Origin of the sequence: Rubripirellula tenax (genome assembly GCF_007860125.1) — a bacterium.
GTDB classification, from domain to species: Bacteria; Planctomycetota; Planctomycetia; order Pirellulales; family Pirellulaceae; genus Rubripirellula; species Rubripirellula tenax.
Genome location: NZ_SJPW01000003.1, coordinates 1 through 22,391 on the forward strand (window position 1 = coordinate 1; position 22,391 = coordinate 22,391).

Here is a 22,391-nt window from a genome sequence, read left to right on the forward strand (position 1 = left end):
GAACGTGGGAGTCAACCTATGGCGCGGTCTTGAAGGCTAATGAGGCGTCGATACGACCTTACGCACCCAAAGCTACCACGAACCATCAATTGGCCGCGTAAACTCGCGCCCTGGCGAGACGACACCCATCGCCGACCATGTGGTCAGCCGATAAATTGACACCAACTTCGCCAGCAGAGGTTGAAATCAAATAAGCAGTTCCGTGGTTTAGAATTTTGCCATCGTTTGGTAGGAAGCGAAGAAATACGTTTCGTTTGAGTTCGAGTGGATGGCCTGATGGACAATCAATCGCTCCGGTCAGGTAATCGCGTTCTAGCCCTCGCATCGTCCCGGTCAACGTGGCGACCGACTCTGGAAGCTTTCGCTTTTTCAGTTCTTTCGTGAGCGCGTTTGCGATCTTTGAGACTTCGGCAACAGACCGGACGAAGACAAGGATGTTCTGACCTGATTCGGCGTGATCCAATGCCAGTGACGTGATCTTGTCGGCGTTTTCCTTCGAGCTCTCGATAGGGTGTAGTTTGATCGCTTTCTTGGCATGCAATCGCTTTTTAATTTCGGCATTGGAGAGATCGCTAGCGGACAGACTCAGAGGCTCATTGAGTTTTCCGATTCCTCTCGATGTAGCAGACAACTCCACAACGCGAAGCTTTCGCTTGCCTTCTCGCTGGGCATCTTGGACCGAATCAAGAAGCGTTTGGAAAGCGGGTTCCAAATGTGCTTCGTCATGGATCAACAAAACATCACGACCGATCATTCCCGCATGAGGCGGTTTGGACTTAAAGCCACATCGGTAGCCATCAAACAGTAAACGACTGCCCACCAAATCGACGGTGCCCGCAACAATGACGGGCCTCGCAGGGTCTTGCAACCACTGCCGGTTGTCCGCGAACTGACCTCGAAGCGTACTGATCGACAAAGGCAATTCGGATTTCACAGCCAGCAATCTTTGCAAAGCGGCAAGAAGCTGAGGATGACTAGCAAGACGTTTTCGGATTGAAATTGCTTCATCAGTTGATTGGTCCACCACGGTCCGGCGATTCACCACATACACCAGACGACGAGGAACTATCGACGGAGCATTGGCAAGCGCAATCAACCAAGCTGGTATCGTAGATGTCTTACCGAGCCCTGTCGGAATTCGACAACACGCAATGGCATCAAAATCACCGGTAACGAGGTGTTCATAAAACGACCTTTGCCACGGAAACGCGGGGTGACCAGTCAGGTGCTCAAAGCACTGATCGAAGTCGACTAATCGTTTCACTTCACACCTCTATGTCCGAGTCGTTTTTCAATTTTGTTTGGCAGTCGCGGAAACACCGAACGGGTCGTGGCCCAGTTGAAGCTGGCCTGCGCAGACTGTCGAGATTCGCCATCCCGAGGAACACTTCCGCGCTTGCAAAAAGTCGGCTTCGTTGACTTTCCGATCTCCACCTGTTCACATTCAGGTAACCACGATGCAGTTCTTCCTTTTCCATTGGACCGATAAAATAGTTGAGTTCTTTTTGAATCCCACGTCGCAGGATGAATCCAAGCCAAAGTTGCCTCGCATGAACGACGACGAACGCATCGCTTATGAGCAAGCCGTTGCACTGGAGATTCTGGGCAAGGAAGCGAATATTGCGGCGGCTCGCTTGCTGATTCCGGAATTGTTGGAGCGAATTCGCTTTTCGGTGGAGTTGGTTGCGCAGTTGCGTGAGGCGCGGCAGAGAGCAGGTGTGTCGCTGGATGAAATGCAGGAGCGGACGGGGATCCAGAAGTCGGCTCTGTCGCGATTGGAAAATAGCCATAACCCCAACCCGACACTGTCGACGCTGCGCCGGTATGCGGAAGCGATTGGGATGCGACTGGATGTGTCACTGAGCGAGGCTGGGTAGTAGCGGTGCATGGCTTTGCTGTGAATGCTGCTCGTGGAGCGAACTGGCGTCTATCGTTCATGCTTGACCTCGCGTTGATACTGGGCGGCGATTGCTGTGGCTTTCGCTGCGATGGCTTCGGCTAGTGATTCTGGTTCGATTACTTTCGCTTCGGGTCCTAGCGACAAGATCCAACTCTCTAGCTCGGGCGTGATCGCTACCTGCATCGTTAGCGTGAGCGTTCCGTCGGCGTGGTGGACCACTTCTTGACTGGCGTGCCACTCTGATTCGGCGATTGGGCGGGCGGCCGCGGCGGCGATCTTGATTTCGACTCGCTCGGGTTCGCCGCTGTAGATGCCGAAGGCTGGGCCCAGATAGGCGTCGGCGTCGAAAGTTGCTGGGATCGTGAACGGGAACTCGATGCGTTCGGCTTCGACGATTCGATCGAGCTTGAAACAGCGCACTTCGTCGTGCTGTTCGCTGTGCCCGATGATGTAGACGGCGTTTTGGTATTGACGAATCGCGTAAGGAGAAATGGGATACGTGAGCGGTTCAGTGGATCCGCGTGAGTGATAGGCGATGAAGACGTTGCGTCGCTCTTCATGACCGAGCAAGATCTGTTCGAGAATGTCGGCCTTGTCGGCGTAGTCGACGCCGCGCGATTGGAGCAAGGTGATTGAGCGAGCGAGGCGATCGCAGTAGTCCAACGTTCGCTCACACAATCCGCTGCGCAGCTTGGCCATCGCCGATCGAGCGGCATCGCCAATTTCGGTTCCGGCGAGCGATCCGATGCACTGGGTCGATAGCGCCAGTGCAAAGGCTTCGTCGAATGCCAGTCCGGCACCGGTCGTGCTCTCGCCGTGCATGGACCAACGATGCCGCCCGTGCGCCTCGGTAGCCTCTTGGATCGGAAAGCCGGCATCGCGCAGACGCACGAGGTCGCGGCGAACGGTTTTCAGGCTGACGCCGAACTGGCGCGACAGATCGTCGACCGTGACGCCTTGGCGACGATTCTGCAGCAGCCTCAACAGATGAAGCTGACGCTCGGTTGTGCCCAATTCTTTCATCACAGCCGCGGCCCCGTGCAGCGAGTAGGAAATCACCGGGGCCGCACCGTCCGTCTCGCTTCGCTGCCCCTGCGATCAAAATAGCAAAAACCCTTTTGCCAGTGGGGAGCCTACATAACCTGGTGGGCGGGGAGTGTCCAAGCTGGTGGATCGTGAAGGCTTTTCATGGTGCCGAACGGGGTTTTGGTGAACTGCTTTGCAGTTCACGTCCCGCGAACGGAGTCGCGGGTCCACGATGGGTTGCCCGCTGTGATCCTGTGGATCCGCTTGGAGGGTGTATGGTCTTTCGCCGCTTCGTTAGGACTCGTCGTCATCCGCGACTTCGGTGCCGTCTTCGTCTTTCTTGTATTGGTCCAGACGGCGGTATAGCGTTCGGGCTCCGATTCCCAGAACCTTGGCGGCTTCTTCGCGGTTGTCGCCGGTCAACTTGAGCGTCTCTTCGATCGCCCAACGTTCGATTACCTCCAGTCGCTTCCCGATCAAGTCGTTGTCGCCGGCGATGATGGGGAATTGCGTTTCGTCTTCGGCCACAGCCTCGGAGCTGTCCAAGAGTTCCGGCGGCAAATCGTCAACGTCCAGCTTGCCGTCGGTGTCCAGCACGACCATGGTTTCGACAAAGTTGCGAAGTTGCCGCACGTTTCCGGGCCAATCGTAGGCAAAGAATCGTTTGGTCACCGCGGGCGTGAAATGGGCCGTCGACTTGTCGTGCCGCCGCAGAAACATCTTGCGAAAGCTGTCCATCAACGGCACAACATCTTCGCGCCGTTCACGAAGGGCCGGCAATTCGATCGTCACGACTTTCAAGCGGTGATAGAGATCGCGGCGGAACGTACCCGCGTCGATCATTTCTTCGAGTGGACGATTGGTTGCCGAAATCAGCCGCACGTTTACCTTGATCGTCTTGTTGTCGCCGACTCGCGTGATTTGGTTTTCTTCCAGCACGCGAAGCAATTTGATCTGCGTCGCCATCGGCATGTCGCCGACCTCGTCCAAGAACAACGTGCCTCCGTTAGCATATTGAAACGCACCTTCGCGATCGGAAACGGCGCCTGTGAACGAACCTTTGACGTGACCGAACAGTTCGCTTTCGACCAAGTTTTCGGCAATCGCACCGGTGTTCATTGCAACGATGCGTTTGGCGCGCCTGGGACTGTTTTGGTGGATCGCCTGGGCGATGATTTCTTTGCCGGTCCCGTTCTCGCCCGTGATCAAAACGGTGGCGTCGGTCGAAGCGATTCGTCGAACCCGATCGACGACGTCTTGCATTTTCTTGCTGGTGTAGACGATCCCTTCGAAACCGAAGCGTTCGTCGAGCCGTTGATGCAGTTCGGTGTTCTCGCGGCGAAGCAGCACGGCGTTGGCGGCCTTTTCGGCGATCGCCCGAAGCCGATTCGGCGTGATTGGTTTTTCCAGAAAGTTGAAGGCCCCTTGCTGCATCGCTTGGACGGCGATTGGCACGGTCGCGTGACCGGTCACCATCACGACTTCGCAATCCGGCAAACGTTCTTTGGCGAGCGTAAGGATCTTCATGCCGTCGATATCATTCATCACCATGTCGGTGATAACGATGTCATACGTTTCGCGTTGTATCAACTTGGCCGCTTCGGGACCGCTGGTCGCCACTTCGCAAACGTAGCCGACCTTTTCAAGACTCTCTGTCATCGCGCGGGCGTGCGCTGCTTCGTTGTCGACGACCAACAGCTTCAAGCTGCTGGGATCAAATACGGTGGTGGATGCTTCGGTTGACATGTCTTGGCAAGAAAATGGAGGCAAGAAAATCTGAGGAAATCGACTTTGTCGCCCCGTTGTCCTGCAAAAGGGTTTCGTCATCGAATGCTGAGAATTCCACGCATTCGTTCAAAAAGGTCTCCCGTCTTGAAAGGCGGGATAAGGATCGTATGAACAACACGTGGGATAGGCTTCCAGCCTGTCAAATCTTGAACGACAGGCTGGCAGCCTATCCCACGTTCGCAAACCCGTTCGCTTTTTTCGCAGTGCGAAGCAGGGCGTGGTTCCTCCTCGGTTGCAACAAGTTTTAAGTGCTGGCGTAGCGGCTTTGCAGCGATTCAACTTTCATGGATCCGACCTTCATCGCCTTCATCGCTTTGACGGCGACTTCGGCGGCCGCGATCGTCGTGATGCACGGCACACCGGCCTGGACGGCGGCGGCACGAATGCGACCTTCGTCCGTTCGAGCGCCTTTGCCGCTGGGCGTGTTGAGAATCAACTGCACGTCATCGTTTTTTAGGAAGTCGATCAGGTTCGGGTGACCTTCGGCGATCTTTTTGACTTGCGTTACGGCTACGCCAGCTTCCTTCAATCGTGTTGCCGTCCCCGACGTGGCCAGCAACTCGAATCCCAAACCGATCAGATCGGCGCCAATGGAGACGACAGCATCTTTGTGGCGGGACGACAGGCTCATGAAAATCTTGCCCGCTTCGGGCAACACGCTGCCGGCCGCGATCTGGCTCTTGGCGAACGCCATCGAAAAATCATCGCTGATGCCCATCACTTCGCCGGTGCTTCGCATTTCGGGGCCCAGCACGATGTCGACGCCCGCGAACTTGCGGAACGGGAATACGCTTTCTTTGATCGAAACGTGACGCGGGATCGGTTCGCTGGTGATGCCCAACTCTTTCAACGTCATGCCGGTCATCACTTTGGTTGCGATTCCAGCGACGGGAACGCCCGTGGCTTTGGCAACGAACGGTGCGGTCCGACTGGCACGCGGATTGACTTCGAGCACATAGACCTTTGGGCCGTCGGCTTCGTCTTTGATCGCGAATTGAATGTTCATCAAACCGATCACCTTCAATCGCTTGGCCAACTTGGCCGTCGCTTCGCGGATCTCGGTAAGAACGGCTTCGCTCAAGCTGAACGTCGGGATCGCACATGCCGAGTCACCGGAGTGGACACCGGCTTCTTCGATGTGTTCCATGATCCCCATGATCACACAATCGGTACCGTCGGCGACCGCATCGACGTCGACTTCGGTGGCGTCTTCCAAGAAGCGATCAATCAGCACCGGTTGTCCGTCGGCCACGACAAAGGCTTCGGCGACATAGCGTTCGAATTGGGGTTGGTCGTAGCAGATTTCCATCGCCCGTCCGCCCAGCACAAAACTTGGCCGAACCAACATTGGGAACCCGATCTTCTTGCCTTCGATCCGTGCCTGTTCCATGTTGCGGGCGATGCCACTTGGCGGTTGTCGTAATCCGAGTTCGTTGATCAACTGCTGGAACAACTCGCGATCTTCGGCGGCATCGATCGTATCGACGCTGGTACCGATGATCGGCACGCCAGCTTCTTGCAGACCACGGGCAAGGTTAAGCGGCGTCTGTCCGCCGAACTGCACGATCACACCATCGGGCTGGACCGCGTCGCAAATATTCAGCACGTCTTCGATCGTAAGCGGCTCGAAGAACAGGATGTCGGACGTGTCGTAATCGGTGCTGACCGTTTCAGGGTTGCTGTTGACCATAACGCTTTCGATGCCGATTTCGCGAAGCGCGAAGCTGGCGTGACAGCAGCAATAGTCGAACTCGATGCCTTGCCCGATTCGGTTCGGACCACCGCCCAAAATCATGATCCGTTTCTTGTCACCCTTCGGCGGCAGTTCGGTTTCGGATTCATAGGTGCTGTAGTAGTACGGCGTGTACGCTTCGAATTCGGCCGCACAGGTGTCAACGCTTTTGAACACGGGCTTGATGTCCATTTCGATTCGTCGGGCGCGGACCTTGGTTTCGGTCGAGCCAAAAATCTTGGCGAGCTGGCGATCGGAAAAGCCGTTGCGTTTGGCGGCTCGCATTTCGTCGACGGTGATCTTGGAAAGCGAACCGATTTTGATCAGCCGCGTCTCTTCTTCGATGATTTGCGACAAGTGATCCAAGAACCACGGGTCGATGTGAGTCAGTTCGTGGATATGTTCGTTCGTCATCCCGGCCTTCATCGCGTAACGGATATAGAAGATCCGATCGGCGTTGGGGATGCTCAGCTTGGACGTGATTTCGTGTTGATCGGGCTGTTCATCGGTGCCCCATTTGTCACGATTGTCGCTGCCCAGTCCGAAGGCGCCGACTTCCAGACCTCGCATCGCCTTTTGGAACGATTCGCGGAAGGATCGGCCGATCGCCATCGTCTCGCCGACGCTCTTCATTTGAGTCATCAGCGTCGCGTCGGCTTCGGGGAACTTCTCAAACGCGAACCGAGGAATCTTGGTGACGACATAATCGATCGTCGGCTCGAAACAGGCCTTCGTCTTTTGCGTGATATCGTTGGACAGTTCCCACAATCGGTAACCGACGGCAAGCTTGGCCGCGATCTTGGCAATCGGAAAACCGGTTGCCTTGCTGGCAAGAGCGCTTGATCGGCTGACCCGTGGGTTCATCTCGATCACGATCATGCGTCCGGTATCGGGCTCGATCGCAAACTGGATGTTGCTGCCGCCGGTTTCGACACCGATTTCGCGGATGACGGCGAGCGATGCGTCGCGCATCCTTTGATACTCTTTGTCCGTCAACGTTTGGGCCGGCGCGACGGTGATGGAGTCACCGGTGTGGACACCCATGGCGTCAAAGTTTTCGATCGCGCAGATGATGACGACGTTGTCGTCACAATCACGCATCACTTCCATCTCGTACTCTTTCCAACCGATGATCGATTCTTCGATCAGCACTTCGGTGACGGGCGATTGATCCAGCCCATTTTGAACCAGCGAATCGAACTCGTCTTTGTTGTACGCGATGGCTGATCCTGAACCGCCCATCGTAAAGCTGGGACGCACGACGGCGGGCAAGCCAACTTCCTTCAGCGCCGCGCGGGCTTCGACGAGCGTTCCGATTGTGAACCCTTTGCAGACATCGAGGCCGATTTTTTCCATCGCCTCTTTGAACTGGTCACGTTCTTCGGCCTTGGCGATCACGGCAGTGTTCGCACCGATCATTTCGACGTTGTATTTTTTCAGCACGCCGTTGGCTTCCAATTCCATGGCGGCATTCAACGCGGTCTGTCCACCCAGCGTCGGCAGCAGCGCGTCGGGTCGCTCTTTGGCGATGATCTTTTCGATCATCTGCCACGACAGCGGCTCGATGTACGTCGCATCGGCGGTTCCGGGATCGGTCATGATCGTGGCCGGGTTACTGTTGACCAAGACGACGCGATACCCCTCTTCACGCAGCGCCTTGCAGGCCTGGGTTCCCGAGTAATCGAATTCGCAAGCTTGGCCAATCACGATGGGGCCGCTACCAATGATCAAAATCGTTTTAATGTCGTCGCGGGCGGGCACAGGTGTCTTTCCGGCGGGGGGGATTTTTCGTGGATGTCCGTCTGCGCGCTGGGCAATCGGGCCGTGGATCGTCCACCGCCTCCGACACGCAAATTACCCGACAGAATAGCAGAGAAATGCCGCAGCGCAGAGGACGCGTCCGGCACGCCGAAGACGCGTTTTTTCGGGAATCTTGGCCGCCCTAGGAAAAACGGTGCGAAAATCAACTCCGCGCGGGCCCGACAGCATCAATCCTTGGTCGGCTTTTCCGGATCCATAATCGGCGTGTCCCAGCCGGCCATGTCCAATGGCTTGACGCCACGGCGGTAGCCTTTGAAGCTGAACGTGGACGGGTGGTAGGGCCCCACCAAATCCGTGTTCAAATCGGCGCGGATGGCATCTTCGGATCCGATTGCCCACAGGCAACCGTTTACCATCATCCGCCGAAAACCGTCGTTGCGAAAATCCTCGCTGGCGCCATAGGTTGTTGTGAACGCGAGGCCCTTTTCGCCACCATCGATTTGGTAGTCGCGAATCCAAACGCCAGGGCAAGGATCTTTCCCTTCCGCCGGCGGTGAATCCGGCGTCATCCCTTGCAGCGGTTGGGCCAATGCCAGAACGGTACTGTTCGGCGCCGGGTCGACCCAGTAACCGCCGGCTTCGACCCAAGGATCTTTGACGCCACGCATGATCGGATGCTCGGCTTGTTCGGGGACGATGTCCAAACGCGTGCTCATGACGTGGTTCTTGCCATAGTGGCTGACCCAAGTCTCACCCAAGACTTGACGTCCAAATCCGCCCTTCATTTCTTCACCAGCGTACTTGTGATCGAAACGGGCGAACTGGGAGTCCTTGGGGATATTAAACGCGTGCGTGCTGGTCCGCGTACCGACGACGGGCCCGCCGCGTTGAAGATAGTCCACGATGGGTTGCATCTGCTGGGCGGGGAAGTTCTGGAACCGCAACCCGAACACCAACAAGTCGGCATCCTTGATCACATCGGTGTGCGGCATGTTGTTATTGCCCGGATGGATAAATCCAGTATCGGCATCGACGTTGAACAACACGGTGCATTTGAATCCGTGATGCTTGGCCATGATTCGCGCCAGGGCGGGCAACGCTTCTTCGCTGCGATACTCGTGATCCCCCGCCAAGAAGACGATGTGCTTCCCCGCACCTGGACCAGACTCGCCCTGATAGACCAGCGGCCCGTCGTCCCCCCAAGCCGGAGTGAACGTGCAAAGCAGCGAACAAATCAGCAAACCAAATCCAACGTAACAACGCATATCATTTTCTCGAATGGAGTTTAAAAATTCTTTGAACAACGGATCCCTTTAACCCGTCACTAACTTTTCAATCATGGCGCCCTCGTTGACCGTCGGTCGCTCGAGCCGCCCCTGGTGATTGTAGGACAAAGTGAGTCGGTCGAGTCCCATCAGGTGCAAAATACTGGCGTGGACGTCGTGAACATGGGCGCGATCTTGGATCGCGTGCAAGCCGAGCTCGTCGGTTGCCCCGATGGTTTGACCACCGCGAACTCCGCCGCCAGCCATCCACATCGTGAATCCGGTCGGATTGTGATCGCGTCCGTTCCCTTTCTCACTCATCGGCGTGCGTCCAAACTCGCCGCCCCAAACGACCAGCGTCTGGTCCAACAGACCGCGACGCTTCAAGTCGGCAAGCAACCCGGCGATCGGCACATCGACGCTGCCACAGTATTTTGTGTGATTGGCTTCGATGTTCGCGTGCGCATCCCAGCCGCTTCCCGTTCCGCTGTAAAGCTGTATGAACCGCACGCCGCGCTCGACCAAGCGACGCGCCAGCAAACAGATTTCGCCGTAGTTTTTCGTTTCTTTTCGGTCCAGCCCATACAAGCGACGCGTCTCGGCCGTTTCGCCCGCCAAGTCAACCGCCTCCGGTGCAGACGCTTGCATCCGCGACGCCAGCTCGTACGATCGGATCCGTGCGTCCAACGACGAAACGTCCGGCAACGTTGCGGCATGCGCGGCGTTGATCTGATGAATCCATTGCAACTTTCGCAATTGACGCTCGGCCGACATGCCGGCGGGCAAACTCAAATTTGCGATCACTTCGCCTTTGGGGCCATTGCCGACCGGAGTGCCCTGGTACGTCGCCGGCAAGAAACCGGGCCCCCAACTTCTCACTCCGTTGGTCGCCGGCTTCTTTTCATCTGTCATCACCACAAAGGCCGGCAGGTCTTCGTTCTCGCTGCCTAAACCGTACGTGATCCAAGACCCCAGCGACGGACGTCCACCCAGGATCGAGCCGGTGTTCATCAAGTTGCAACCGCCGGCGTGATTGATACCTTCGCCATAGCAGGAACGAATCACGGCCAAGTCGTCTGCGTGCTGCGCCACGCTCGGAAACCAATCGCTGGTTTCCAATCCGCTTTGACCATATCGCGTCCACTTTCGCTGCGATGCCAGCAAGGGCGCGCCGTGTTCACCCATCGCCGTGATCGGCGCGTTGAAACTGGCGGGCAAACCTTGCCCCGCCAACTCGTTCAGTAGCGGCTTGCGATCGAAAGTGTCCATTTGGCTGGGGCCACCTTCCATGAACAGAAAGATCACGCTTTTCGCCGTCGCCGGATGGTGCAACCGGCCTGCAGAGGACTCGGCCAGCGTGGAACCTGCCATCATTGCGTCCAACGCCAGCGCGCCGAAACCAGCACCGGCCGTCGTCAAAAATTGCCGACGGTTGGATACGTGTTGAATGTGGGGCACGCCGGCGGCGCGGCACAATCGCGATGGGTTCGCGAGATTCATCGATCACTCCACAAACAAAAAGGCGTTGCTATTGATCAAAATGTGACAAACGTCCGTCTGACCTTCGCTGCCGGATGCAGCCAATTTACCGAGTGACGACTTCAGTTCGTCAGACGCCTTGGCGCCCGTCAGAATTCGATGGACCCGGTCGACAAACGCGGCACCAAAAACCTCCGGTGCAACGACACGCACTTCCCCCTGCAATTCGCCACGTACTCGTTCGGCGACGCGCCCCGCTGCACCCAGAACACGAGGACTATTCAACATCATCAGCGATTGGGGCGCCGTCGTCGTTACATCGCGACGGGCCGTGCCGACTACGCCCGGCGGCACGTCCAGGGCGGCCAGCATTTCATCGGACGAGTTGCGAAACCGTCGGATATAGATCGAACGACGGCCCGCATGGTCGCTCGGCCCCGGACCACCCCCGGTGTCGATCAAACCGTCCATCGCAACCAGCAATGAGTCACGATATTGTTCCGCATCCAAGCGGCGAACCGTTCGGTGCCACAGCAATCGATTGTCGGCGTCGACCGTCTTCGCCGCTGCCGCGTCATGGTGGACAGCCGATTGTCGATAACTTGCGGTCATCACGATCTCGCGCTGGATCCGCTCGATAGACCACCCTGATTCGATGAAACGTTGGGCAAGATAGTCCAGCAATTGCGGGTGCGTCGGTCGCTCGCCCAGAATCCCAAAATCGTTCGGGCTGCGGACCAGTCCACTGCCGAAATGGAACTGCCACAACCGATTGACCATCACCCGTGCGGCGATCGGATTGCCGGGGGACGTGATCCACGTAGCCAACGCGGATCGGCGCCCACTAGAACCAGGTGACTCGGTCGGCGGCGTCGCGTCCAACGCACCACCGCCCAGTACCAGAGGAACCCCCGGCTCGAACGATCTACCTTGGCTGCGGCCGGGCAATCGTGTCGGCCGAATCGAACCCGACGCGTCCGCGACCGTTAGCATCGCATCGAGCGAGTACGGATCAGCGCCCCAACGATCAAGCTGTTTCAGAATCGCCGTTCGACGTTGATAACGTTCCTCGCCCAATGCTTTACGGATCTTTCCGTCTTGCAAACCTTCTTCGATCACTTGCCGAGCGACGATGTAGGCGAGTTGATGTTCGTACGTGTTTCGTTGATCAACCGGCTTTCGATACGCGGATTGAACCTCTAAGGGAAACCTATCGGCATGACTGTCTTTAAGAGCCCGGATGTCGCCGCCTTCGACGTCGACCAGTTCGGCCAACAGTGTTGCGATTTCGGCTTCGGCGTCGGCATCACGAGGCACCGTGTTGACGTCGCGAAACGACACCGGTTCGAACACGCTGCGAAAACGAAAGTAGTCGGCGCGGGGGATCGGATCGAACTTGTGATCGTGACACTTCGCGCACGCCAAACCGGTCGCCAAGAAGACGTCGGCCGTCACATCGGTCATTTCGTCAACGATGTTGTGCCACTGCCCCTCGGCATCGCGTTGGTTGTATTCGAAAATCCCTAGCCGCAAAAACCCTGTTGCGGCCAACGTACGATTGTCGCCGGGCGACACTTCGTCGCCGGCCAACTGCAACGACACAAATCGATCGTATGGCATCTTTTCGTTGAACGCATCGACGACGAAATCGCGATAACGCCAGACTTGCGGACGATAGGCATCGGCTCGCCAACCATCGGATTCGGCGTAGCGAACCAAGTCCAACCACAACCTCGCCATTCGTGTCCCGTAAGCCGGATCGGCGAAATAAGAATCAACCAATCGCGTATAGGCATCAGAACGCCGGTCCGCGGCAAATCGATCGATTGCCTCGGGGGACGGGGGAACGCCCAACAAGTCATACGACAAGCGACGAATCAACTTTGTTCGGTCCGCTACAGGTGCCCGATGCAATTGGACCGCATCCAATCCTTGGTCAACGTAACGGTCGATGATCGTCGGCGAGTGAATACCGGCGATGTTGTCGGGTGGCGTCTCGGGGTCAATCGGTTTTGCGGCCCACCAATTACCCAATTCGGCATCCAGTTCGGCCGCCATGTCGGTTGCATCTTCATCGACCGGGTTGGTGGCAGCAGCCTTGTCCTTGACCGGCCAGACGGCGCCTCCGCGTATCCAAGCCTCGACATCGGATCGCTCTTTTTCACTCAACGGCGCGTCGGGCGGCATTTCTAATTCGTCGTAGCGAATCGCGGCAACCAACAAACTGGCTTCGACATCACCCGAGACAACTGCGGGGCCGCTATCGCCGCCGATCGCTAGCGAGTCCGATCGATCGAGACTCAAACCACCCTCGCGTGATTCTCCCGCGTGGCACTCATAACATCGGCTGATCAACAGCGGGCGAATGCGACTTTCAAAGAAGCGGACTGAATCGGCGTCGACGACCTTCGCGCCACCCGTCGCCGGATCGGCAAAAGTCGTAACGCAAAATCCGATTGCCCCCAAGATCCAGACCGATCCAAGGACAAACAGTGCAGGGGAGGGAAACTTCACGGCGGAAATTCTCAACGAGACAACGGAGAACCTTTCCAGGATAACTGATCGATGGCCGAACGGGGCGATTTCAGCCGGCCAACGCCTCCTTTTTCAAGCTCCGCGACGACAACATCAACTGGACCGCGTCGTAAGTGGCGTGGGCGGTAATCGGAACCAGCATGTTTTCGCTCCAAATCAACAGTCCACCGAAGTAAAACCCCATCACCGTTGCCACGACGACATAGAGTTTCGTCAACGGATGGACCAACCCGAACGCGATCGACGATCCCACCAACCCGGCACCCAACGCGAACTCGGGTGATACAGCAACCGAAGCTTCGTCAGCCAGCTTCCAACCATCAGCCAACCAATACATCAACCATCCGCGGAACAACAATTCTTCGCCGATTCCCGCGCACAAGCTGATCACGATCATCTCGGACGCCCGCAATTGCAGCAGAGATTTGATCAGCCCGTCGTCGCTGAGCCGTTCCAATTCACGAACGGGCTCCCAAGGCAAACGCCGCAACAGATCGATCGCGACCAACATCGGGATCGCAGCGAGCGCGCCGTAACCCACCCCTGTGCCGATCGGTATCAATGCTTCCCAATCGACGGGAATCGCAAAAACGGACAAGTCGATCTCGGGCACCCATGCGCGAGGATCAGGCCCCAGCCAAAGGCCAAGCAAGATTGCCAAAACACCGAGTGCCGACTCAAACAGCACGGCTGTCAAAAAGACGTCATCAGGCGACTGGTCGCCGGCTTCGGTGTCATCCACAAATAATTCTATGGTTCAAGAAGGCAGGTCATTGGTGTCAACTTTCATTGTGGCATGTTCGCGGCGTGGTGTAGACCAGGGTAAGGTTGTCCCCCACCGCGACACGATGGTCCGATCCTTGGCCGCTAAGGACTTCAAAGGTCCGTCGCCCCAGCCTAGAGTGATGGCATGATTGATCCCTGTGACCCGCCGCGCGACGCGACTGCTGGACCACCATCGATGGATGGATCCGGCTGTATTCATTTGTCGGACGAACAGATGCAAAAAATTGCCAAAGCGATTGCCGATCCGCAGCGTTTCGCGATTCTTGACTGTATTGCCGCGACGGACGAGATTCCTTGCAAGAAATTGGTCGCGGAGTTTTCGATTACCCAAGCGACCATTTCGCACCACTTAAAAGAACTGGTTTGCGCGGACCTGATCCATTCGCGGCGAGACGGTCAAATGGCGATCCTTTCGTGCCGACGCGACGTCTGCGGCGCGTACATTCACGCCTTGTCCGAGCGACTGGTTTCTCCCGGCGCCGACCAACCCCGTTAGGCCGATCAACGTGAACGCACAATGCCTGATCAGCTTCGGGAGCAACCTTGGCGACCGCGACAATCGAATCGCGGACGCTGCCGCCATCGTGCAGTCATCGTCGATGGTCCAGAACTTTGCGGCCAGTCGATTGTTCGAAACGCCGCCGATCGGTGGCCCGGGCGGACAAGAACCGTTCCTCAACGCGATCGCCTCTTTCGATACGCAAGCCACTGCGCGAGAAGTGCTGAAGTTGCTGCAAGAAACCGAGAACCGACTCGGCCGACTTCGCCGTCAACGCTGGGGATCTCGCTCGATCGATTTGGACGTCGTCCTACACGGCGAATTGATCGGCGGATCGACCGCGCTGGTCGTTCCCCATCCGCGGTACACGGCCCGACAATTTGTGCTTCAACCGGCTTGCGATGTCGCCGCCCACTATCGTGACCCTCGGTTCGGATGGTCGATTGAACAACTGTCCGATCATCTGAACCAAGGCGCGGCGTCGTTGGCGTTGATCAATGGTGAAGTGGCGATGCGAGAAGAACTGTGCCGCCGGCTTTCGCAAGAGCATGGCATCACCACCTATACCGACCCCGCTTCGTTTCCGACCGACCACCGCGCCGAAGATCCGTGGGTGTCTAGCTTCGTGCCGACGCTGCCGCCGCTGGACAGTGCCGAGACTCGCAAGCCGAACGTCCCTCGGCTGGTCGCACGAATCCAACAAAGGACCGACGAAGCGGGCTGGCCGGCACCGCATCAAATGTGGCCGACGCGATGGAAGTGGCCCGAATATCGTTTGGATGTCGACGATATTGACTGGGCCGTTACCGAAATCGTGTCGGCTCTGGCTTCGATGCGATGCCCCATTCGTCCCGTCACCAAAGACGGGGCGTGGGCCAAACCGTAACACGAAGCCTTGGACGGGCTAACTGCCTGTTGAAAAAGGGGGCTTACCCTTCGGAGACGTTGCTGAAACATTGTGAATTCGAAACGTCGGAGCGGGTCAGACCTTTTCAACAGGCTGCTAAGGCCGAATGTCCATCGGCATTCGGTACCGAACCCAACCCGGAAGTGCCGCGCGAATCAACGTCGGCTTGCCGATGCTGACCTTCACACGGTGCGAGTACAGTCGATTGTCGGCCTCGACGCGATGGATTTGGTCCCAAGGAATCACCAGCGGCGGATGACCGAGTCGAAACAAAAACGGCATCGACATTCGCAGCGAGGTGTCATTGATCCCGAAAGTCACGCACGAGTGATATTGAATCGCACCAAGGGTTGCCGTTCGGAATCGCGCCGATTCGTCGGCAACAAACGCACCGTCCGAAACTTCGCCCGCGGAATACGGTTTGACCAGACGGGACCAACCGCTGATTCTCGCCAGCAAGAACGACACGAACACCCAAGCAAACGGAATCATCAGCAACCACATCATCGGCGGATGGCCACTAACGGCTTTCGACTTTCGAGAAGATCATCTTCCCCGCGTTGGTTTGCAATGTGCTGGTGACGCGAACATCCAATTCCTGGCCGATGCGATTCCGCCCGCCTTCGATGACCACCATGGTGCCATCGTCCAAGTAACCGATCCCTTGCTCGGGACCTTCGCCGGCCTTGATGACTTTCAAACGGAACGTTTCGTCGGGCAAGAACACCGGACGCAGCGCGTTGCTGATCTCGTTCAAGTTGATGACCGGAACGTTGTGCAGCTTCGCGACTTTGTTCAGATTGAAGTCACCGGTGACGACCTTGCCCTCCAAGTGCTTCGCCAACAACACCAGTTGCAGATCCACCGTCTGGCCGGCCAACTCGGGAAGTTCGCGGTCGAAGATGATCAAATCAACGTTGTCGTCGGCCCGCATCCGGTTCAGCACGTCCAAACCGCGCCGGCCCCGCGTGCGGCGAAGCTTATCGCCGCTGTCAGCGATCGCTTGCAATTCGGTCAATGCAAACCGCGGCATGATCAATTGGTTATCAAAGATTCCGGTGCCGACCAAATCGGCGATCCGCCCGTCGATGACGACGCTGGTGTCCAACACCAACGGCTTGAACCCCTTCACCTCGCGAACAAATTCGACGTAGGGAATCAAGAAACGGAAGTCGTCCTTGGTCTGCAACAGCACACTGACGCAGATGTAACAAAGGATCAACGCCATCACCATTTGCGGGATGGCCGGCCCCACGAACGTGGCAGCAAGCAGCGGCGCCAGCGCGATTGACAGCACGTAGGTCAACAACACACCGATCAGCAACCCGAAGTAAATCGACGAAATCGTGTCGATTTTCTTCTTCGGCGCATAGATATCCGCCACCACGACCGCCAACGCTATTGCCATCGTGCCGGCAAACACCAGCCACGGCACCGACGTCGATGTATCCAAGAGTTGGGTGTTGATGATTGCCGAAACGCCACCGGCGCACAGCAAAAACAGGAAACGCAGGATGATCAACGCCATGGAACCGAATGCCCGCAGAGCTTATTTGGGTATGAAAAGCGTGGCGGAATTGAACACACCTCGCTAACCCTAGTGTAAATCAGTGCCGCGGAAGGCCCCAGGGGATGAACCGCCCAACACCCAATCCGGAACAAGATCGTCCAAAATATCCCGAACAACCGACTCGATCGTCAAAACCACCCCCGAATCGCCCAACGTGGCAGCCCTGTTTCGCGGGATGCGGAAGCACGGTACGCCGGACAGGGACTCAACAGGACGGGACAGGCGAGCCTGTATCCGGCGCCACCGGAACCGAAGAGAGAACCTTCGTGCCCATCAGAATCGTTCGCGGCAGCTCGCTCCATTCCACGAATGGCTCGATAGCAAAGTACGACATGTAACGACGACGCCTACGCCATTCGAACCCAATTTTCCCGCCGCTCAGCCTTCGACCACCATTGGCACAACTTCATCGATCTTAGGCTCGAACGAGTCGGAGGTGAGACTGCTGTCGCTGAGCGTGAATATCACAAACAGGCCCACGAACACGAACGAACCCACGAACACGATCGTGTTGAACGGCTTTTCCCAAGCCATGTGCATGAAGAACAGCATCACCAAAGTAGCTTTGATGGTCGCAATTCCCATCACGATCAGGATGTCGTAGCTGCCAAAATCAAAGCTGGCCTGTGCAACGGTGACAATGGTCAAGACGACCAAGGCGCCGAAGACAGCCAATAGCATCGAAACAGGCATGGGATGCGCGAAATCGTAGCCTTCGCGACCGTGACCGTCTTCAGTGTGACCGTGTGCAGACATCGTGTTCTTTTCAACAAAAAATCGTATATGGAAATTCGCTGGCGAGGGCGCCGTTTCGCGAACTATCGAATCAGGTACAGCAGCGGGAACAAGTAGATCCAAATCAAGTCGACCAAGTGCCAGTAAAGCCCGACATAGTCGACCGGGCCAAAGTACTGGCGATTGAAATCGTTACGCACCGACCGGATCAACAACCAAACCAAAACCCCAATACCACCGAGAATGTGAATCGCGTGGACGCCGGTCATGCAGTAATAGATACTGAAGAAAACGCCCGCCGTCCGCGGAGTGAAAACGTTCTCGGTCGCCGAGGTGATGCCACCTTCGACTTGACCGCCTTGGGCAACGACCGCACCGCTAGCCATCGCCGTTTGCTGCCGCCGTGCTTCCAACTCGCTTTGCAAGCCCGAATTCGTGGCATCGCTGGCCAAACGCTGGCGAATGGATAGATCACCGCCGGCCAATGCTTCTTCCGACGCATGGGCTTCATCGTGGGAGTGCTCGCCAACGGCGTGATCATGGTCACCGTGATCATGGCTGGCATGTCCGCCATCCACCATCGCATGGTCAGCCATTGCGTGATCAGCGCCGTGACCTTCCGAGCCACCGCTTTCCAAAATCATGCCTAGCCCGACGCCAACGAAGAAGCACAGGCTGACCACCGCCAAAGGTAACGCACATGCTTTTTGAAACTTATTGCCTTGGATGGTTGCAACAACCAACCAAATGACCACTCCGATCAACACCATCAAAAACGGTGCACACAGAAAGTAGAGACTGTTTTGCAGGAAGAAAGCGACGTTCTCGCTGAACCCGTAGCTGGTTATCTGAGCGGCCGTCGGATGCGGGTTCGCCGGGTCATAGAAGAACGAACCAGCGGGCAGCAAACCCATACCCCACTTGTGCGAATACTCGATCGATTTGACACCCAAGAAGATCATTGCACAAGACAAGGTCGCGGCCAACATTCCGGTCAGCTTCTTGTATTCCTCGGTTTGCGAGCAGCGAACCGCCCAAGCCATCGTCAACGAACTGAACAACAGCACGCCCGTGTTGATCGCACCCAATTTGGTGTTCAGAAACTGGCTATTTCCTTCGAACACTTCCGGTTTCAGATTGCGGAAAATCGCGTACGCACAAAACATGCCACTGAAGAACAAGACTTCGGTGACCAGGAACAGCCAAATGCCCAGTTTTCCACTGTCGAACTGCTGCTCGGGAGTGTCAAAGTGGTGCGCCAAAAACGACGGATGGTCGTGATCATGATCGTGACCATGCGCGTCGTGCGCATTTTCGGGAGCTACGTCGATGGTAGACATGGATTGAGTCTGAAAAAGGGCCGGTGATGACAGGCTGTCATCGTACAAGTAAAGGTCGGGGCGTCCAAGGACAACCAGGTCATCGATTGAACAGTTCCGTAGCGAGCCCGCAGGTCGCTACGACATTCGCTATCGCGATCAGTGAGTGTCCTTGGCGTGGGCGGGCACCGCTTCGGGCGTTTCGCCAGGAACCAACTTCCGCTCGGGCTCGGTCGAAACATAACGCTCGTTTTCGTCATCCCATTCGACGTTGCTAAAGTCGTAGGGGTCGCCCACAACCGGTGCTCGTTCGAAGTTATAAAACGGCGGCGGGCTGGTGCAGTGCCATTCCAACGTCGCACCACCCCAAGGGTTCGCCGGAGCCTTCTTGCCCTTGACCAACGAAGTCAGCAGCACGACCAAGGCGACCAACAATCCCACGCCCAATAACAGGGCACCATAGGTACTCATTTGGTGCAGGTACGCAAATTCAGGATCGTACGTCGCGTATCGACGAGGCATCCCGCGGCTGCCCAGAACGAATTGAGGCAAGAAAGTCAGGTTGAATCCGATGAAGATGATCAGCGCGGCCAAGCGGCCACCAAATTCGCTGTACATCTTGCCGAACATTTTCGGCCACCAGTGGAACACACCGCCCAAGAAGGCGATCAGCGTTCCACCGACCATCACGTAGTGGAAGTGGGCAACAACGAAGTACGTGTCGTGCAAGTGCATGTCGGTGGCGAGCGTGCCGAGGTGCAGCCCCGTCAATCCGCCAATCGTGAACAGGAAGATGAACGCGATGGCAAAGCACATCGGCGTCGTCAGGCTGATCGAGCCCTTGTACATGGTCGCCAACCAGTTGAACACCTTGATCGCCGACGGTACGGATACCGTGAACGTCAACGCACTGAACACGATCGTGGTCAACGGGCTCATGCCGGCGGTGAACATGTGGTGTCCCCATACCAGGAAGCCCAGCAGGGCGATCGCGATCGAAGAGTAGGCGATGAAGCGATATCCGAAGATTCGTTTGTGCGAGTGAACACTGATCAAATCGCTGATGATGCCGAAGGCTGGCAAAATCATGATGTAAACGGCCGGGTGGCTGTAGAACCAGAAAAAGTGTTGGTACGTGACCGGGTCACCGTTGAATTCAGGATCGAAAATCCCGATGTGCATCGTGCGTTCGGCAATCAGCAACAGCAACGTGATCCCCAAGACGGGCGTCGCCAAGACTTGGATGATGCTTGTCGAATACGTGGCCCACAGGAACAATGGCATGCGAAACCAAGTCATTCCCGGCGGACGCATCGTATTGATCGTCACGATGAAATTCAGACCGGTAAAGATCGAACTGAACCCCAGAATGAACGCGCCCATCGTCGCGGCGATCACCGAGGTGTCGGTCGTCGTGCTGTACGGCGTGTAGAACGTCCATCCCGTGTCCAAACCCGTGCTGAACAAAGCGGCGATGAAGAACACCGCGCCGACGCACCACAGGTAAAAACTGCACAAATTCAGCCGCGGAAACGCGACGTCCTTGGCCCCCAACATCACCGGCACTAGGAAATTACCCAATGCCGCGGGAACACTTGGGATGATGAACAAGAACACCATCACCGCACCGTGCAGCGTGAAAACTTGGTTGTAATAGTTGTTCGCTTCGGCACCCTTGAAGATCGCGCCTTCGGGTTGAAACAGGTGCAACCGAATCAACAGGGCGAGCAACCCGGCGAATCCAAACGCCAAAGTCACACCGATCAGATACATCACCCCGATCCGCTTGTGGTCGAGCGTGAACACCCAACTGAGCACACCCTTGGAATTGGTGAGATAGTTCTCACTTTCAGTCGGATATCCTGGGTCGCGAACGACGGAGCCTTTCGGAATCGAGCCGGCAGACATGGTAAAGCCTCTAAAACGGATGATGCGATGGATGGTTGGTCGAGAACAGAAGCAAAGCGGTGGTTACTTTGCTGCGTCCCCGCTGGAGAGCGTTTTCAGGTATTCGACGATTGAATAGATGTCATCGTCGCTGAGCTGACCCTTGTAACTTGGCATGACCGGTTGGTAGCCGGCAACAATTTTTTCTTTGGGGTACAAGATCGATTCGCGAAGGTAGTTTTCATCGGCCTTGACCGATCCACCCACGGTCATTTCCTCGTCGCGACCATAAAGCCCACCGAAGGACGGCCCGACTCGCTTCGATCCGTCCACGCTGTGACAGCCGGCGCATCCGCGGTTCTTGTACAATTTTTCGCCGTACTCGGCGGGGGGAGTACCGTCTGGGCGGACGCTGTTCGCCGAAATCCAATCGGTCAAGTCTTTCAACGTTTCGTGAACGACAACGACCGTCTGCATTTCAGAGTGGTTGGTGCCACAGTATTCGGTGCAGTAAAGGTCAAAAAACCTATAGCCATCAGGCGTGAATTGATGCTTATCGTAGTTCCAGGTCTCGCCCAAGTCCTTGGTTTCTTTGACCGCGGCCGCAAGCTCTGCGTCGCTGACTCGTTCGTTCGCCACGGTGGGCTTGAACCACATGTAGTTGTAACGGCCCGGGACGATGTCCTTCTTGGCACGAAACGCGGGCACGTAAAGGCTGTGGATGACGTCCGTCGAACGCATCGACAACTTCACTGGTTCATCCAACAGAATGTGCAACTCGGGATGAAAGACACCTGAACCGTAGTCCATCGTCCATCCCCATTTGAATGCCTGGACGTTGATTTCGTTCGCGCCATCGGGAACGTCACGCTGATCTAAGTAAGCGCGGGCCCCCAAAATGAACATGCCGACCAGAAAGAACGAAGGTCCGATTGACCATGTCAGTTCAAGAATCGTGTTGTGAGCAACGTTGCTCTCGGCCTTGGTACCCTTCGGCTTTTTGTACTTGACCGAAAAATACACCAGCGCGAACACGATCGGGATGAAGAACACCAAGCAAGTGTAAGTGATCCAGTTGTACAACCAGTCATTGGTTTCCGAGAACGTCGACGCTGACTGCGGAAACCAAGCGTAGGGCTCGGCGTAGTCGCTGAGCAGCGAAAATGCGTTTGTGAAGTTCATCGACATCATGACGGGTTTCA

General features: G+C 56.6%; 17 protein-coding genes. 3 read left to right on the forward strand and 14 right to left on the reverse strand.

Features of this window, described 5'->3' with window-relative positions; all coding sequences use genetic code 11:
• Positions 1 to 85: 85 nt before the first annotated feature.
• Positions 86 to 934, reverse strand: coding sequence for a hypothetical protein (locus Poly51_RS10965; RefSeq protein ID WP_449314217.1), 849 nt, complete (start codon positions 932 to 934; stop codon positions 86 to 88).
• Positions 935 to 1,457: 523 nt separating this feature from the next.
• On the opposite strand from Poly51_RS10965, the gene Poly51_RS10970 reads away from it, so the two are divergent.
• On the forward strand, positions 1,458 to 1,877 hold the full coding sequence (locus Poly51_RS10970; protein ID WP_146457389.1) for a helix-turn-helix domain-containing protein: 420 nt from the start codon (positions 1,458 to 1,460) through the stop codon (positions 1,875 to 1,877).
• Positions 1,878 to 1,927: 50 nt separating this feature from the next.
• Here Poly51_RS10970 and Poly51_RS10975 read toward each other — a convergent pair whose 3' ends face one another.
• The 7 genes from Poly51_RS10975 to Poly51_RS11005 form a co-directional block, all read right to left on the reverse strand.
• Positions 1,928 to 2,959, reverse strand: coding sequence for a helix-turn-helix transcriptional regulator (locus Poly51_RS10975; protein ID WP_146457391.1), 1,032 nt, complete (start codon positions 2,957 to 2,959; stop codon positions 1,928 to 1,930).
• Positions 2,960 to 3,220: 261 nt separating this feature from the next.
• On the reverse strand, positions 3,221 to 4,672 hold the full coding sequence (locus Poly51_RS10980) for a sigma-54-dependent transcriptional regulator (RefSeq protein ID WP_146457393.1): 1,452 nt from the start codon (positions 4,670 to 4,672) through the stop codon (positions 3,221 to 3,223).
• A gap of 286 nt (positions 4,673 to 4,958) precedes the next feature.
• Positions 4,959 to 8,207, reverse strand: coding sequence for a carbamoyl-phosphate synthase large subunit (gene carB / locus Poly51_RS10985; protein ID WP_146457395.1), 3,249 nt, complete (start codon positions 8,205 to 8,207; stop codon positions 4,959 to 4,961).
• A gap of 227 nt (positions 8,208 to 8,434) precedes the next feature.
• Positions 8,435 to 9,472: a ThuA domain-containing protein gene (locus Poly51_RS10990; protein WP_146457397.1), complete on the reverse strand. Its 1,038-nt coding sequence runs from the start codon at positions 9,470 to 9,472 to the stop codon at positions 8,435 to 8,437.
• Positions 9,473 to 9,520: 48 nt separating this feature from the next.
• On the reverse strand, positions 9,521 to 10,972 hold the full coding sequence (locus tag Poly51_RS10995; RefSeq protein ID WP_146457399.1) for a DUF1501 domain-containing protein: 1,452 nt from the start codon (positions 10,970 to 10,972) through the stop codon (positions 9,521 to 9,523).
• A 3-nt stretch (positions 10,973 to 10,975) separates the two neighbouring features.
• Positions 10,976 to 13,465, reverse strand: coding sequence for a PSD1 and planctomycete cytochrome C domain-containing protein (locus Poly51_RS11000; protein WP_146457401.1), 2,490 nt, complete (start codon positions 13,463 to 13,465; stop codon positions 10,976 to 10,978).
• Between the two features lie 70 nt (positions 13,466 to 13,535).
• Complete coding sequence (locus tag Poly51_RS11005) at positions 13,536 to 14,228, reverse strand: CPBP family intramembrane glutamic endopeptidase (protein WP_146457403.1); 693 nt, start codon at positions 14,226 to 14,228, stop codon at positions 13,536 to 13,538.
• Positions 14,229 to 14,396: 168 nt separating this feature from the next.
• On the opposite strand from Poly51_RS11005, the gene Poly51_RS11010 reads away from it, so the two are divergent.
• Together Poly51_RS11010 and folK are read left to right on the forward strand one after the other, a co-directional pair.
• A complete protein-coding gene (locus Poly51_RS11010) occupies positions 14,397 to 14,768 on the forward strand; it encodes an ArsR/SmtB family transcription factor (protein WP_222435833.1) in 372 nt (123 codons plus the stop codon).
• Between the two features lie 10 nt (positions 14,769 to 14,778).
• Entirely contained in the window at positions 14,779 to 15,657 is an 879-nt protein-coding gene (folK, locus tag Poly51_RS11015) for a 2-amino-4-hydroxy-6-hydroxymethyldihydropteridine diphosphokinase (protein WP_146457405.1), read from the forward strand.
• A gap of 117 nt (positions 15,658 to 15,774) precedes the next feature.
• On the opposite strand, the gene Poly51_RS11020 is transcribed toward folK, so the two are convergent.
• From Poly51_RS11020 to Poly51_RS11045, 6 genes are all read right to left on the reverse strand, one after another.
• Positions 15,775 to 16,185, reverse strand: a complete 411-nt coding sequence (locus Poly51_RS11020; RefSeq protein ID WP_146457407.1) for a hypothetical protein — start codon at positions 16,183 to 16,185, stop codon at positions 15,775 to 15,777.
• A 13-nt stretch (positions 16,186 to 16,198) separates the two neighbouring features.
• Positions 16,199 to 17,206 carry a PIN/TRAM domain-containing protein gene (locus tag Poly51_RS11025; RefSeq protein ID WP_146457409.1) on the reverse strand — a complete coding sequence of 336 codons (1,008 nt, stop codon included), beginning with the start codon at positions 17,204 to 17,206 and terminating at the stop codon, positions 16,199 to 16,201.
• A 420-nt stretch (positions 17,207 to 17,626) separates the two neighbouring features.
• Positions 17,627 to 18,004, reverse strand: coding sequence for a cytochrome C oxidase subunit IV family protein (locus tag Poly51_RS11030; RefSeq protein ID WP_146457411.1), 378 nt, complete (start codon positions 18,002 to 18,004; stop codon positions 17,627 to 17,629).
• Positions 18,005 to 18,066: 62 nt separating this feature from the next.
• Positions 18,067 to 19,323 carry a cytochrome c oxidase subunit 3 gene (locus tag Poly51_RS11035; RefSeq protein ID WP_146457413.1) on the reverse strand — a complete coding sequence of 419 codons (1,257 nt, stop codon included), beginning with the start codon at positions 19,321 to 19,323 and terminating at the stop codon, positions 18,067 to 18,069.
• A gap of 138 nt (positions 19,324 to 19,461) precedes the next feature.
• The gene (locus tag Poly51_RS11040; protein WP_146457415.1) at positions 19,462 to 21,210 is read right to left on the reverse strand and encodes a cytochrome c oxidase subunit I; all 1,749 of its coding nucleotides are present in this window, start codon (positions 21,208 to 21,210) and stop codon (positions 19,462 to 19,464) included.
• A gap of 63 nt (positions 21,211 to 21,273) precedes the next feature.
• Positions 21,274 to 22,371 (reverse strand): cytochrome c oxidase subunit II, encoded by a 1,098-nt coding sequence (locus tag Poly51_RS11045; protein WP_246114426.1) that lies wholly within the window; start codon positions 22,369 to 22,371, stop codon positions 21,274 to 21,276.
• Between the last annotated feature and the right edge of the window lie 20 nt (positions 22,372 to 22,391).